General features: G+C 35.3%; 14 protein-coding genes and 1 pseudogene. 3 read left to right on the plus strand and 12 right to left on the minus strand.

Annotated elements, in window-relative coordinates; all coding sequences use genetic code 11:
• Position 1: 1 nt before the first annotated feature.
• Both pta and FD18_RS08845 read right to left on the minus strand, forming a co-directional pair.
• A complete protein-coding gene (gene pta, locus FD18_RS08840) occupies positions 2 to 979 on the minus strand; it encodes a phosphate acetyltransferase (RefSeq protein WP_057719546.1) in 978 nt (325 codons plus the stop codon).
• Between the two features lie 71 nt (positions 980 to 1,050).
• A complete protein-coding gene (locus tag FD18_RS08845; protein ID WP_057719547.1) occupies positions 1,051 to 1,746 on the minus strand; it encodes a uracil-DNA glycosylase in 696 nt (231 codons plus the stop codon).
• A 76-nt stretch (positions 1,747 to 1,822) separates the two neighbouring features.
• Between FD18_RS08845 and FD18_RS08850 the strand changes: the two genes are divergently transcribed.
• A complete protein-coding gene (locus FD18_RS08850) occupies positions 1,823 to 2,683 on the plus strand; it encodes a Cof-type HAD-IIB family hydrolase (protein WP_057719548.1) in 861 nt (286 codons plus the stop codon).
• A 31-nt stretch (positions 2,684 to 2,714) separates the two neighbouring features.
• On the plus strand, positions 2,715 to 3,230 hold the full coding sequence (locus FD18_RS08855) for an LURP-one-related family protein (RefSeq protein ID WP_057719549.1): 516 nt from the start codon (positions 2,715 to 2,717) through the stop codon (positions 3,228 to 3,230).
• On the opposite strand, the gene FD18_RS08860 is transcribed toward FD18_RS08855, so the two are convergent.
• From FD18_RS08860 to FD18_RS08905, 10 genes are all read right to left on the minus strand, one after another.
• Positions 3,227 to 3,793, minus strand: coding sequence for a hypothetical protein (locus FD18_RS08860; RefSeq protein WP_057719550.1), 567 nt, complete (start codon positions 3,791 to 3,793; stop codon positions 3,227 to 3,229). The two genes, FD18_RS08855 and FD18_RS08860, sit on opposite strands and share 4 nt — an antisense overlap.
• Before the next feature lie 183 nt (positions 3,794 to 3,976).
• A complete protein-coding gene (locus FD18_RS08865; protein WP_057719551.1) occupies positions 3,977 to 4,546 on the minus strand; it encodes a GNAT family N-acetyltransferase in 570 nt (189 codons plus the stop codon).
• 14 nt (positions 4,547 to 4,560) lie between these two features.
• Entirely contained in the window at positions 4,561 to 5,016 is a 456-nt protein-coding gene (gene smpB / locus FD18_RS08870) for an SsrA-binding protein SmpB (RefSeq protein ID WP_004897698.1), read from the minus strand.
• 14 nt (positions 5,017 to 5,030) lie between these two features.
• A complete protein-coding gene (gene rnr, locus FD18_RS08875) occupies positions 5,031 to 7,373 on the minus strand; it encodes a ribonuclease R (protein ID WP_057719552.1) in 2,343 nt (780 codons plus the stop codon).
• Positions 7,374 to 7,455: 82 nt separating this feature from the next.
• Positions 7,456 to 7,689 carry a preprotein translocase subunit SecG gene (gene secG / locus FD18_RS08880; protein ID WP_004897700.1) on the minus strand — a complete coding sequence of 78 codons (234 nt, stop codon included), beginning with the start codon at positions 7,687 to 7,689 and terminating at the stop codon, positions 7,456 to 7,458.
• Positions 7,690 to 7,818: 129 nt separating this feature from the next.
• Positions 7,819 to 9,117, minus strand: a complete 1,299-nt coding sequence (eno, locus tag FD18_RS08885; RefSeq protein ID WP_057719553.1) for a phosphopyruvate hydratase — start codon at positions 9,115 to 9,117, stop codon at positions 7,819 to 7,821.
• A gap of 44 nt (positions 9,118 to 9,161) precedes the next feature.
• Positions 9,162 to 9,917 (minus strand): triose-phosphate isomerase, encoded by a 756-nt coding sequence (tpiA, locus tag FD18_RS08890; protein WP_004893957.1) that lies wholly within the window; start codon positions 9,915 to 9,917, stop codon positions 9,162 to 9,164.
• Positions 9,918 to 9,936: 19 nt separating this feature from the next.
• Positions 9,937 to 11,148, minus strand: a complete 1,212-nt coding sequence (locus FD18_RS08895; RefSeq protein WP_057719554.1) for a phosphoglycerate kinase — start codon at positions 11,146 to 11,148, stop codon at positions 9,937 to 9,939.
• 102 nt (positions 11,149 to 11,250) lie between these two features.
• Positions 11,251 to 12,267 carry a type I glyceraldehyde-3-phosphate dehydrogenase gene (gene gap, locus FD18_RS08900; RefSeq protein ID WP_003647012.1) on the minus strand — a complete coding sequence of 339 codons (1,017 nt, stop codon included), beginning with the start codon at positions 12,265 to 12,267 and terminating at the stop codon, positions 11,251 to 11,253.
• Between the two features lie 55 nt (positions 12,268 to 12,322).
• Complete coding sequence (locus FD18_RS08905) at positions 12,323 to 13,354, minus strand: sugar-binding transcriptional regulator (RefSeq protein WP_057719555.1); 1,032 nt, start codon at positions 13,352 to 13,354, stop codon at positions 12,323 to 12,325.
• A gap of 444 nt (positions 13,355 to 13,798) precedes the next feature.
• On the opposite strand from FD18_RS08905, the pseudogene FD18_RS08910 reads away from it, so the two are divergent.
• A pseudogene (locus tag FD18_RS08910) lies at positions 13,799 to 14,947 on the plus strand (APC family permease).
• The last annotated feature ends 139 nt before the right edge of the window (positions 14,948 to 15,086 follow it).

Raw genomic sequence — 15,086 nt, forward strand, 5'->3', positions numbered from 1 at the left:
GTTATTTCTCCATATTAGCTTGTGCAGCAGTCAAAATAGCTAACAAATATACATCCTCTGTCTTGCATCCACGAGATAAATCATTAATTGGTGCAGCTAGCCCTTGTAATACAGGCCCAATTGCACTAAAGCCACCTAATCGTTCTGCTACCTTATAGGAGATATTACCAGATTGTAATTCTGGAAAAATAAAGACATTTGCATGACCAGCAACGGCAGAGCCTGGTGCTTTTGCTTCACCAACGCGTGGAACAATTGCAGCATCAAATTGCAGTTCACCATCGCAAATTAATTCAGGATACTTTTTATGTACTAAGTCATTTGCTTCTTGAACTTTTGTTACCATTGGCCCTTGTGCTGAATCCTTAGTTGAAAAACTAAGCATTGCAATTTTAGGATTAAGACCAATCATCTCTGCAGTTTTGCTAGACTGGTAAGCAATTTCAGCTAAAGTTTCACTATCTGGATCAATGTTAATGGCACAGTCAGCAAAAATATACTTTTCATCTCCGCGCTCCATAATCATTGCACCTGAGACGCGACCCATTCCTTTTTTAGTCTTAATAATTTGAAGAGCAGGCCGAACAGTATTCGCTGTTGAATGAGTTGCTCCTGAAACCATTCCATCAGCTTTTCCTTCATATACTAGCATTGTGCCAAAGTAAGAAACATCTTGTAAAATTTCTTTTGCTTCTGCTAAAGTATTCTTTCCTTTTCTCAATTCAATAAAATCTTGACACATTTTTTCAAAATCTGGATAAACTGTTGGATTAATAATTTCAATTGATCCTAAATCAGCACTTAATCTTTCAGCAGTTTCAATTACTTCGTCGGGCTTTCCTAATAAAATTGGCTCAACAATATTTTCTTTATCAAGACGGACCGCAGCTCTAATTATCCGTTCATCATTTCCTTCTGGGAAAACAATTACTTTCTTCGATTCTTTTGCTTTTTTCTTAAGTGAGTCAAATACTTTCATTTCAATTGAGCCTTCCTTTTTTATTTATAGATAATATTTTACAATTCTAGATCTTTTTCTCAAAGTAAAAACTATGCTAGATCAGATTGACTAACTTCTTGTGGTAGTTGCCAATCAATTGGACTTTCATCAAACTTAATCAAGGCATCATTACATCTAGAAAATGGACGGGATCCAAAAAAACCTCGATCTGCTGAAAAAGGACTTGGATGTGGGGATTTAATAATTACATTTTTTTCTTGATCAATTAAAGGTATTTTGTTTTGGGCAAATCTTCCCCATAAAATAAACACTACTTTTCCTCGATCACTCAAGGCTTTAATAGCCGCATCTGTAATAGTCTCCCAACCTTTTCCCTGATGTCCATTTGCATTACCATATGGTACTGTCAAGACCGCATTCAAAAGTAATACTCCCTGATCAGCCCATTTCTTTAAATATCCGTGATTTACGGGAATTGCACCAACGTCATCATACAATTCCTTATAGATATTTTTTAATGATGGAGGAAGGGGTACTCCAGGATTTACACTGAAACTCATCCCCGTGGCCTGGCCCGGATTATGATATGGATCTTGACCCAAAATCACAACTTTAGTGTCCGCAAAAGGTGTTAGTTTAAAAGCAGTAAAAATATGATACATATCTGGGAAAATCTGCTTTGTTTGATATTCTTCTTTTAAAAAATCATGTAATTGATGATATTGCTGGCTTTCAAAAGCTGGAGCCAAAATTTCATCCCAATCGTTGCCAATTAATTTTTTCATATTTATTCTATCCTCTTATACCTCTAAGAAATCCAAGTTCATGATATCATATAGATAAAAGATTGGAGGACTTAAAATGATTAAACTCATTGCAAGTGATATGGACGGCACTTTATTAAACAAAAAAATGCAAATTTCATCTGAAAATATTGCTGCTATTAAAGAAGCTCAAGCAAAGGGTGTTGAATTTTTAGTAGCTACAGGAAGAGCTCCTTCTGAATCTCAAGGAATTCTAGCTAAAGCCGGCCTTCATACTGGTTTTATTAATTTAAATGGTGCCATGGTTTTCAATACTGCTGGTAAATTAATCGTAGATGAACCTATTCCCAAAGAACAAAGCATTAAGATTAACCAATTACTTAAAAAATCTGGTTTTTACTTTGAAATTGTGGCTGCTGATAATGTTTATTCTGATTCTCGCTTAAGAAGAATTGCTAATTTTTCTGATCTTCTAGTTAACCTCAATAAAAAACTAACCTTCAAAAAAGCCGTTTCTTTTACTGCTGGTTCTGATGAAATAATGAAAATTAAATATGTTCCCGATTTTAAAACTTTGCTTGAAAAGCCATCATTTGAAGCAATGAAATTCGTTGCTTTTCATCCAGATGGTCCCAAAGTATTTGAACATATTTGCGAAGAAATTAAAAAAATGGGCAACTTAATTGTTACTGCAAGTTCTTCAACTAATATCGAAATTAATAATATTAAAGCTCAAAAGGGTATTGCTTTAATGGACTATGCAAAATTGCAAGGTTATAAGCCAGATGAAGTAATGGCAATCGGTGATAATCTTAACGATGAATCAATGATTAGAATGGCTGGTGTAGGCGTTGCAATGGAAAATGCAGCTCCAGCGATTAAAGAAATCGCTAACTTCATTACTAAAAATAATAATGAAAACGGTGTTGCCTATGCTATTCGACACTTCTGTAAATAAACATAATTTTTCTTAAAGGGCAGATGAAATTATGCGTTATACTGTGCAACTTACGCAAGGACAAACTTGTGGTCAAATTCCAGTAAAAAATCGACAGGGAGAAATTGTTTATATCTTAAAGGGTAATTTAAATGAATTTAATCAACCAATTATCTTAACTGACATTAATCATAACGAAATTGGACGCCTCTACTTAGATTCTAACCATATTCTAGCTAGTTATAGCGTAGACGTAGTTAATCACTCATTAGTTAAAGTCAAAAAATTAAATAGTCGCTTTACTAATCTATTTTATATTACTCGACTAAATTATTGGGTTGAAGGAAGTCTAAAACAAGGACGATACAGTTTCTATTCTGGAATAAAAAAAGTGGCTAATGTTTATTCACTAGTCACCGATACAGGTCTCACTTGGACTTGTGATATATCACGTCCAGAAGATGTGCCCTTTATTATTTTGATTAGCTTATTATTTACCCAATGGCATACTAAGCCTTTACTTTTACCCACTTTTAATTTTCAAAACAGGATTAGTGCTCCTTCTTAATCAAATTTCAAATAATAGTGCGAAAAATCGAAAACTTGATGTTGGGAAGAACAAAGCTGATTTTGAAAATCTATTAATTCAATAATTATTACTAAGTCTTCTAATAAACAGCTAAAGTCCTCATTACATTCATGACTAATCCAAAAACAAATTCGGTCATATAGTATATTGGCTAGCTGTTTAACAATAAGTTCTGAAAAACTGCCTCTTTTATGAGCATAAGATCGAATATACTGAAAAAAGTGTCCTCTCATTTTTTCACACATACAATCTTTTTCACTCAAATGGTATGCGTTATAAAAATATTGTTTATGCTTTTGAATGTAACCACATAAATTATGAAGGAGCTGTTTTAAACTGTTCCCTTTTTCTTTACGCAACTTTCTTAATTCTGATAGAATGCAAGCTTCGATACAATTATTTATTTTTCCGTAACGTAAATAAAAAGTTTTTCTACTAATTTTCGCTTCAATACAGAGTTTAGAGATATTTACTTTTTTTACATCAGATTGAGATAACATATCATGTAAAGCTACTTGAATTCTTTCCATCTCCGCTAACATGGTATATAATTTTTCCTTTCTAAAATACTAATAGATCCCAGTCTTTAAGCAGTTTTTTACTTTATCAGGTTTTAAAATTATACGCAATAGCAATAATGTATATAGTGTTATTTTTAAATATTTCTTTAAATTTAAGCAAAAAAATAGAATCAATTCATAATTGAATTGATTCTATTTTATTTTTTAACCTACTTTTTTGATCATATGATCATACATTCTATCCCCAATCGTCATAGTAGATGTTGTCTTGAATCCTATATAGTCATATAAACGGGCAGCTCTAGGATTATCTTGATCCACATTTAAGCTAACTTTTTTGTATCCATTCTGCTTTGCAATCTCAGGTGCAAGCTTAATTAGTTTTTGAGCAATCCCTTCTCCCCAATGTTTTGGAGAAACAGCAATTGCATCTAAATACCACTCATGTGGCAAGGCTTCTTTATCAGAAAATACAATCGTATCTAGTGGCAAGCCAACTTTTGGATAAGCACTCTTTAATGAAATATCGATTAAGTTTTGATCATCATAACCATACATTACAATCAAACCAATTGGCCGATCCATTTCATCAGTTTCAACCCACATTCGATTATGAGAATAACGATAATGAGAAGAATAAAAACCATGCTTCATTAAATCATAAAATTGACTTTCTGGAAGTGCTTTAATAGTATCCATATCCATCTCATCAAAGATTTGTTTCAAAATTGGATAAACTAAGGGAAAATCAGTTAATTTTGCCTTTCTAATCATTTATAATTCACCTACTAAATCCCATACTTACGATGAATTTCACGGTCTTGATCACGCTTTTTAATAGTTTGACGTTTATCGTATTGCTTCTTACCTTGTCCTACACCAATTAAAACCTTGGCAAATCCATGCTTTAAATAGACTTTTAAAGGAATAATAGCCATTCCCTGTTGAGCTTGAATTCCAGCTAGACGAGCAATTTCTTTCTTATGAAGCAACAAGCGCCGTGATCGTAAAGGATCATGATTATAGCGATTACCTTCTTTATATTCACTAATATGAACATTTTCTAAAAAAGCAGATCCATTAATAATTTGAACATATCCGTCCCGCAAATTAATTCTACGTGCACGAATTGATTTAATTTCAGTTCCAGTTAACGCAATTCCGGCTTCAAGAGTTTCTTTAATAAAATAATCATGACTTGCTTTTTTATTTTGAGCAATCAAATTATCTGCTTTTTGTTTCATCGTTTTCTTCCTAATTAATTTTTATTAGACTTGACAGCTGTTGTTTTACGATGACGAATCTTAAAATTATGGCCATTATTTATGTGAGAAGTGTTGTTATTTCTCTTATTTCCACCATTTTTACGTCCTTTATCAAAGCTACGTTTTCCACGATTATTACTTCTTTGAGGACGTTTTGGTGCATTCGGATCATAAATTTCAAAGTCTAACTGATGTTGCTCCACATCAGCTCTAATCAACTTCACTTTAATCGGCATACCAATCTTAAATTGTTTATGAGAATTACGACCAGTTAAAGTTAATGACTTTTCATCAAAATTATAATAATCATCATTCAAATTAGAAATATGAATCAAACCCTCAACAGTATTCGGTAATTGAATAAACATACCGAAACTAGTTACTGAAGAAACAATGGCATCAAAAGTTTGACCTACCTTATCAGCCATAAATTCAGTCATCTTCAAATCGTTGACACCACGTTCAGTATCAATTGATTTTCTTTCTTGAGTTGAAGTTTGTTCTGCAACATCAGGAAGTTGTGACTTAAAGTGCTTTTGTACACCTTCATCCATATTTTGATCAGCATATTCGTGAATCATTCTGTGAACCATCAAATCAGAATAACGACGAATTGGTGAAGTAAAGTGAGTATAGTACTTAGCAGCCAAGCCAAAGTGACCAAGGGGTTCTGGAGAATAATGTGCTTGCTTCAAACTACGAAGCATCATCATTTGAACAACAGCTTCCTCTGGAGTTCCTTCAGTTTTGGCAACAATCTTTTGTAAATCCTTTGGCTTTACATCATTTGGATCTGCTTTTACGTTTAAGCCAAATGCGCTAACAAATTCAAAGAATGATTGCATTTTTTCTTGATCGGGAGTCTCATGAACACGATAAAGAAATGGTGCATGTTTCTTATAATAGTCTTCAGCAACAGTTTCATTGGCCATTAACATGAACGATTCAATCATTTTTTCTGCTGTTCCACGTTCATGAAGAACAATGTCAGTTGGCTTACCCTTATCATCAACTATAATTTTTGCTTCTGGTTCTTCAAAATCAATTGCTCCACGTTGATGACGTTTCTTATACAAAATATTATGTAGATCTGCCATTTCATGAAGCATCGGAGCTGCATCAGAATACTTTTGTTCTAATTTTTCATGATTATTTGGATCAAGAACCTTATTAACATTATTATATGTTAAACGTCCGTGAGACTTCATTACCGACGGATAAATACGGTAGCCAACACGTTTACCTTCTGGCGTAATTTCCATATCACAGGAAAGTACTAAACGTTCTACACCTTCATTCAGTGAACAAATACCATTTGATAATCTAAATGGCAACATTGGAATAACGCGGTCAACTAAATAAGTACTATTTCCTCGTGCAAGGGCTTCCTTATCTAATGGAGTCCCTTCTTTTACATAGTGAGAAACATCTGCAATGTGCACACCTAAATGGTAATTTCCATTAGGTAATTTCCAAACTACAACAGCATCATCAAAGTCTTTTGAATCATCCCCATCAATTGTTACTGCAGGTTGATCAGTAATATCTACACGCTTAGCCTTTTCTTCTTCAGTAACATGGTCAGGAATACTATTTGCCTGGTCCATAGCTTCTTCTGGCCAATCAGTACGTATATCATTATCAACAACAATTGACATAATATCTACGCCAGGATCATTCTTATTACCAATTGTGAGAAGAGCTACACCTTGCATCTCATCAGGTTGATCTTCATCAGGATACTTAGTAATAGAAACTTTAACCATATCGCCCATTTGTGGCTTAACACCATTATCAGTGATATTAATTTTATACTTCTTTAATTTACGATTTTCACTAACGACATATCCATAAAAGCCACTAGATTTTACAAGCTCATCAGAATAAGGATGAAATTCTCCAACTAAGGTTTCGACACCACGTTCCGTAATTTCTTCAATTTGACCTTCTGGTCCTTTGCCATTCCATGGATTAGCACCAGCAATAATCTTTACCTTAACATGATCTCCATCAATAGCGAACTTAGTATTATGTTTATCAATAAAAGCATCTTCCATGCTTTCATCATCAAATCTAACAAAACCAAATCCTTTATCATTTGCTTTAAAAGTACCTTCAGCAACTGTATTTAACTGATTCAATTGATACTTTCCCTGACCATCAGTTACGATTTTTTTACTATGCTCTAAAAAAGTTAGGGCCTTAACAAGATCTGGAAAGTTTAATCTTTGATTGCGACTTAAATCATTTTCAAGTTGATCTACATCATATTGTTCTTGAGGATTATGTCTAAATGTTTCATAAACATCAGCTAAAACTCGTTCATTCTGTGTCATTTTTTAATTTGCCTCAATTTCTTTATAAGATAGTTAAGCTAAAAGAAATTAAAAAAGCCCTCCCTACATCGGAAGGCTTTTTTTACTTGGATGAAAGTACTGCCAAGATTAAAGCAAGAGCAAAAAAGAGAACCAATAAAACTGCGGTAATCCTTTCCATTAATGCTTCAAATCCACGCTTCTTTGTCTGGCCACTAAATACTGCACCGCCGGACAATGCGTTTAAGGCATCTTGTTGCTTTTGCGGCTGCATCAATGTAGCAATAATAATTAAAAAGCTAACAATGATGAGTAGCGTCATGACGATATTATACAAAGCGCTGCCTCCATTACCTAAATTTCTTACTGTAATGATTTTACCATATTTAACTAGCTAATGCTAAAAGAAAAAGGGAGTCACCTAAAGCAACGTCCCCTTTTCTTTATGTTTTAATCAATAATTAAATTAAAATTGTTTGTGTAAGTTGTAGAAACTGTGGATTCCCTTGTATTGAGCAGTTGAACCTAGAGCTTCTTCAATTCTCATTAATTGGTTATACTTAGCAATTCTGTCAGTTCTTGACATTGAACCAGTCTTAATTTGACCAGCATTAGTTGCAACAACTAAATCAGCAATTGTAGTATCTTCAGTTTCACCAGAACGGTGAGAAACAACAGCAGTGTAACTTGCTTCTTTAGCCATTTCGATAGCTTCAAAAGTTTCAGTTAAAGTACCAATTTGGTTAACCTTAATTAAGATTGAGTTAGCAACCCCCATCTTGATACCTTTTTCAAGGTAACTAGTGTTAGTAACAAATAAATCATCACCAACAATTTGTACCTTGTCGCCTAAACGTTCAGTAAAGGTCTTCCAACCTTCCCAATCGTTTTCATCCAAAGGATCTTCAACAGAAATAACTGGGTATTTATCAACTAAATCTTCAATAAGTGAAGTCCATTCTTCAGCAGTGTATTCACGACCGTCTGCAACAGTTACATATTTCTTAGTATCCTTGTTGTAGAATTCAGAAGCAGCACAGTCAAAGGCAATAGAAATGTCTTGCCCCGGTTTATAGCCAGCGCGTTGAATAGCTTCCACTAAAATTTCAAATGGTTCTTCATTGTTCTTCAAGTTAGGTGCAAAACCACCTTCATCCCCTACAGCAGTTGATTCGCCGCGTTCTTGAAGCAAGCTCTTCAAAGTATGGAAAGTTTCTGCTCCCATACGAACAGCTTCATGAAGTGACTTAGCACCAACTGGCATAATCATGAATTCTTGAATATCAACATTGTTATCTGCATGTTTACCACCATTGATAACGTTCATCATTGGAGTTGGTAAAACATGAGCATTTGGTCCACCTAAGTATTCGTATAAAGGTAATCCTAATTCATCAGCAGCAGCGCGAGCACTTGCCAATGAAACAGATAACATAGCGTTAGCACCTAAACGACCTTTATTTGGAGTACCGTCAAGATCGATCATAGTTTGATCAATTAAACGTTGATCAGTAACGTCTAACCCGATGACAGCTTTAGCAATTTCACCGTTAACATTTTCAACAGCAGTTAAAACGCCTTGACCACCAAAGCGAGATTTATCACCATCACGTAATTCTACGGCTTCATGTTCACCAGTAGATGCACCAGATGGAACAATAGCACGACCAAAGCCGCCTAATTCAGTATAAACTTCTGCTTCAACAGTTGGATTACCACGAGAGTCAAGAACTTCACGTGCGTGAATATCAGTAATAACAGACATGGAGATTCTCCTTTTTTTCTAATTCCGTTTAAATAAATTGTTAATTAGTCTTGGTAGTTTACTAATGCTAAGAATGATTCGGGATCAAGTGAAGCACCACCAACTAAACCACCATCAATGTCAGGTTTAGACATTAATTCTTTTACATTAGCTGGTTTTACTGAACCACCATATTGAATACGAACATTTTCAGCAGTTTCTTCGTTGTACAAGTCTTTTACAGTTTCACGAATAGTCTTGCACATTTCTTCAGCTTGATCAGCAGAAGCAGTCTTACCAGTACCAATAGCCCAGATTGGTTCGTAAGCAATAACAAGCTTAGAAACTTGTTCTGCAGTTAAACCATCTAAAGCAGCCTTAATTTGAGCAACTACCCATTCATCTTGCTTGTTAGCTTCACGAGTTTCAAGAGATTCACCACAGCAAATAATTGGTGTTACGCCATTAGCAAATAAAGCCTTAGCTTTTTTGTTAATGTCTTCATCAGTTTCGTGGAAGTAACCACGACGTTCTGAGTGGCCAATAATACAGTAGTCAATACCCATTTCGTTTAAAACCTTAGGTGAAGTTTCACCAGTGAATGCACCTTCAACTTCGAAGTATGCATTTTCTGCACCAGTATGTAAATTTGAACCTTCAGCAGTTTTCTTTAAAACATAAAGGTCAACTGCAGGAGCAGCAATAACTGATTCTACTTTACTTGGGTCTGGTAACTTACCCTTAACTGCGTTAACAAATTCAATAGTTTGTTCAGGGTTCATATGTAATTTCCAGTTACCAGCAATAATTGGTGTACGCATTTAAAAATTCCTCCTAATTTTACTTGTCAGAAACGCAAGCGATTCCTGGTAATTCTTTACCTTCAAGGTAGTTAAGTGAAGCACCACCACCAGTAGAAATGTGGCTAATCTTAGGAGCAATTCCCAATTGCTTAGCAGCAGCAGTTGAATCCCCACCACCGATAATAGTTACGGCGTCCTTCAAGTCAGCTAATGCACGACCAACTTCCAAAGTACCTTCTGCGTAGTTTGGCATTTCGAAAGCACCCATAGGTCCGTTCCAAACAACAGTCTTAGCATCCTTTAAGATGTCTCTGAATTTTTCAACAGTCTTAGGACCAATGTCAAGACCCATTTCGTTGTCAGGAATATCATCACCAACAACTTCATGAGGAGCATCGTTTGAGAATTCAGTTGCAGCAACGTTATCTACAGGCAATACAATCTTGTCGCCTGCTTTTTCTAATAATTCTTTTGCAAGTTCAACTTTATCAGCTTCAAATAATGATTTACCAATCTTGTGTCCTTGAGCTGCTAAGAAAGTGTAAGCCATACCACCACCGATTAAAATGTGGTCTGACTTAGGAATTAAGTTTTCAATAACACCAATCTTATCTGATACTTTTGCACCACCAAGAATAGTTACAAATGGATGAACTGGGTTTTCAACAGCGTCACCTAAGAACTTAATTTCCTTTTCAAGTAAGTAACCAGCTGCTGCAGGCTTACCTGCCTTCTTCATAGCAGTTGCAATACCAACATTTGAAGCGTGGCTTCTGTGAGCAGTACCGAATGCATCATTTACAAATACATCGCCAAGACTTGCCCAGTATTCGCCAAGTTTTGGATCATTCTTAGATTCACGTTTACCAAAGTCATTGTCAATATCTTGGAATCTAGTATTTTCAAGAACAACAACGTCACCATCTTTCATTTTATCGATGGTTTCTTCAACTTCTTTACCTTCATTTTCTGGTACAAAAGTTACAGGCTTTTCTAATAATTCGCTTAAACGTTCTGCAACTGGACGTAATGATAATTCTTTCTTGTCAGCATCTGATTTTACACGACCCAAGTGACTAAGCAAGATTGCCTTACCACCATGTTCAATAATGTACTTAATAGTTGGCAAAGCAGCAACGATACGGTTGTCATCACCAATAACACCATTTTTAATTGGAACATTGAAGTCAACACGAACTAAAACTTTTTTACCTTTAAGATCAAGGTCTGAAACGATTAATTTAGCCATTTAAATTAATTTACCTCCGATAGATTATTTGAAAAAAGGCGGAGGAAGTAATTCCCTCCGCCTTCTCTCGTCTGCTTACTAAAATCAATAATTAATTAATGATTAAAGAGTAGCAAATTTCAATAAAGTACGAACCATTTGGCAAGTGAATGAGTATTCGTTGTCGTACCAAGCAACAGTCTTAACTAATTGCTTGTCACCTGCAGTAGTTACCATGGTTTGAGTTGGGTCAAAGATTGAACCAGCAGTCATACCTAAAACGTCGCTAGAAACGATGTTGTGGTCATTGTATGCAAATGAAGGACTTTCGTACTTCTTAACTGCTTCGTTAACTTCGTCAGCAGTTACATCCTTGCTTAAGATTGAAACTAATTCAGTTACAGAACCATCTGGAACTGGAACACGTTGTGCGTGACCGTTCAACTTACCATTCAATTCTGGAACAACAAGACCAATAGCCTTAGCAGCACCAGTTGAGTGAGGAATAATGTTGATAGCTGCAGCACGAGCAGAACGTAAGTTACCACCACGTACAGGACCATCTAAAAGCATTTGAGTTGAAGTGTAAGCGTGGATAGTAGTCATAGTACCAACTTCAATACCAAATTCTTTTTGTAAAGCATTAACCATTGGTGCCAATGAGTTAGTAGTACATGAACCAGCTGAAACAATCTTGTCATCAGCAGTCAAAGTATCATCGTTTACGCCGTAAACAATGGTCTTCAAGTCTGAACCAGCAGGTGCAGAAATTAATACACGCTTTGCACCAGCCTTAAGGTGAGCTTCTGACTTAGCTTTGCTAGTGTAGAAACCAGTACATTCAAGAACGAAGTCAACGCCATCATTCTTAACCCAAGGAATGTTTTGTGCTTGTGGTTCAGCGTAAACACGGTACTTCTTACCGTCAACTACGATTGAATCATCAGTTGCTGAAACTTCGTGGTTGAAAGTACCATGAGTTGAGTCGTACTTAAGTAAGTGAGCTAAAAGTGCTGGAGTAGTCAAGTCGTTGATTGCAACAACTTCGATATCTGAAGACTTTTCGCCTAAATCCATAATACGACGGAATGCTAAACGACCAATACGGCCGAAACCGTTAATACCAATTTTAACTGTCATATCCTATTATTCCTCCTTAGGAAATATGTAAGTAACAATTTATTTTAAACGGGAATTACTTCCCCTTTAAAACCAAGTTTGAGGCTCCTTCATCCGTGATCAACCACGTCTGTTTAGGAGCATGATGCATGTAAGCTACGATTGCTGCAGCCTTGCTAACGCCAGCAGCAATTGCAAATACATGAGGTATTTTATCAAGATCTTCTAATTGAAGTCCGATACGTGGGATACGTTTAACAAGTCTGCCTTGTTGGTCGAAGAAATACCCGAAACATTCGGCCACAGCTCCATCATTTCGGAGGTTAGAACTAGCCATTACATCTAAGCCACGTCTTTTTGCCATGACATCTGCTTTGCCAATTCCATGTATCACCATATCACTATTATAAATGTTTGAAATCGCATTCGCAATATCTGTGTCTTGAAGTAATAAAGTCAAGGCCTCAGATGAGACATTCTCAGGAAGATATAAACCTTTATGCTTTCCGCCAGTCTCAGAAGCCATCATTTGAGCCACAGTATTGCTTTGAATTTCAACACTCTCTCCTACTGCCCCTCTGCCAGGAACAAATAATAAATCGCGATAACGACTTAATTTAGGAGAAAGATGACGTGCCACTCCTGCAACAGTAGTACCACCTAAGACAGTAATAATACTTTTTCCCAATGGTAATAACAAGTCAAGAGCCGAATTAAGTTGTTCACCCATTAAATCAACAACTCGATCTTGTCGATCCATATCACCAGGAACAATAATTGCACGATCAATTCCTAATTTTTGAGCCAGCTCAATTTCAGTTTGACTAGCATTAAATAGACGATCGATCAACGGAGCAGCTTCTTTTAGCGTTCTCTTTCCCTTATCCGTTAACTCCATGCCATAACTTTGAATATTAATTAGACCTAATTGTCGTAAATAATCAGTTTCAGTACGCACATTGCGTTCACTTAATCCCAATTTTTTAGCAACAACTCGTCGCCCAACTGGAGCTAACAGCGAAATCTGTTCAAGAACAAGAAAACGTTGCCGAATTATTTTTAAAACATCAGGAACTAAGCTTTGCAACAAGGTTAAATCCGAGTCCATTGCTCGCTCCCTCTATTGGGTCAAAATCGATACCACCGTATGACGGTTAGCGACCCAAAAAGCTTAAAAATATTAGAGAGACGTGATTTAAATTAAATTCACATTTCTCTCGACAGTTTTTAGTATAGCAATATCTTTTTTTAAATTCAAGACATATCACCCATAATAATTAATTTGTACTTTTTACTTTTTTTGATATACTTATTCTTAGTTTGAAGTGCCCTTAGTGTAATGGATCGCACGTAAGATTCCGGTTCTTAAAATCTGAGTTCGACTCTCAGGGGGCGCATAGATATCTATCAGCCAGTCAGCTTATTTGACTGGCTTTTTCTAATTCAAAATAATCATTTTATTCCTTATTTTAGGAAAAGACTATCATTTGTAAGCATTTTCGTTATAATTAAATTTGATATTAATTATATACAAAAATATAAAGGCAATTTTATGATTGAAGAAGAAAAAAGTCCGATACCAAAAAAATGCTTTGGCCCACGCTGGCGATGATGGCATTTTCAACTGTTTGAGGCTTTGGAAATGTTGTTAACGGATATGTTTACTTTGATGGTACAAAAGTCGTATTCAGTTGGATTTTAATGTTTCTACTATACTTTGTTCCATACGCATTAATGGTTGGAGAACTAGGAGCCACCTTTAAAAACGCTAATACTGGTGTCTCCTCCTGGGTTAATCCAAATTATGATGTTTGCAGCTCCAGCAATTAATCCATATGCAGGCTGCTATTCGATCAATTTAAATTGGAAGAGTTTAATGCCTGCATTTAATCTTAAATACTTAACTTCACTTTCAATTTTAGTTTTTGCTGTTGGCGGGTGTGAAAAGATTTCTCCATATGTTAACAAAGTTAAAATCCATCAAAAAACTTTCCCAAAGCAATGATGGCTTTAACACTCATGGTTATGATATCTGCCATCTTAGGAACTTTTGCAATGGCTTTGATGTTTAACCCTAAATATTGTTAATAACAACTTAAATAAATATATTTCAAATGGTGCTTACATGGCCTTTCAACGTTTAGATGAACATTATCATGTTGGCGGATTATTTATGTACATTTATTCTTGGTGTAATGTTATTGGTCAATTTTCAACTTTGGTAATTAGTATTGATGCCCCATTGAGAATGCTACTTGGTAGTAAAGATACTAAAAACTTTATTCCTAAGAAATTACTTAAGATTAATAAACATGATGCCTACATTAATGGTATTTGGATGGTTGTAATTTTATCTGGTGGCTTAATTGTTACTCAAGCAGTTATGGCACAATTGGTTAAATTGAACTCAACCACAATGCCAATACGCTATTTATGGGTATTTGCCGCATATATTGCACTTAGAAAACAACAAAAGAAATTTGATACTTCCTATCAAATGACTAAAAATCAAGGTTTAGCTTACACACCCGGAATCTGGTGTTTTATTGTTACTGCTGCTTGTTGTATTTTAGGAATCTACTCACCAGATCCATTCACTCTCTTCCTTAATATTATTACTCCAATTATTCTGATTGCTTTAGGCTTAATTTTACCAGCAATCATGAAAAAGGAAGACGGCAACATTCCATTAATGAATTAATTAGAAATGAACGATGTAACTATCCCATCGTTTATTTCTATACATAAATTTAAGCTTGATTAGTTGACATGATTAAAAGTAAGTGATTTAATTAGCACTGTACTTATTAGAGTGCTAATTTTGTTTAGGAGGTAAAATT

It is taken from the genome of Lactobacillus taiwanensis DSM 21401 (genome assembly GCF_001436695.1).
GTDB lineage: Bacteria > Bacillota > Bacilli > Lactobacillales > Lactobacillaceae > Lactobacillus > Lactobacillus taiwanensis.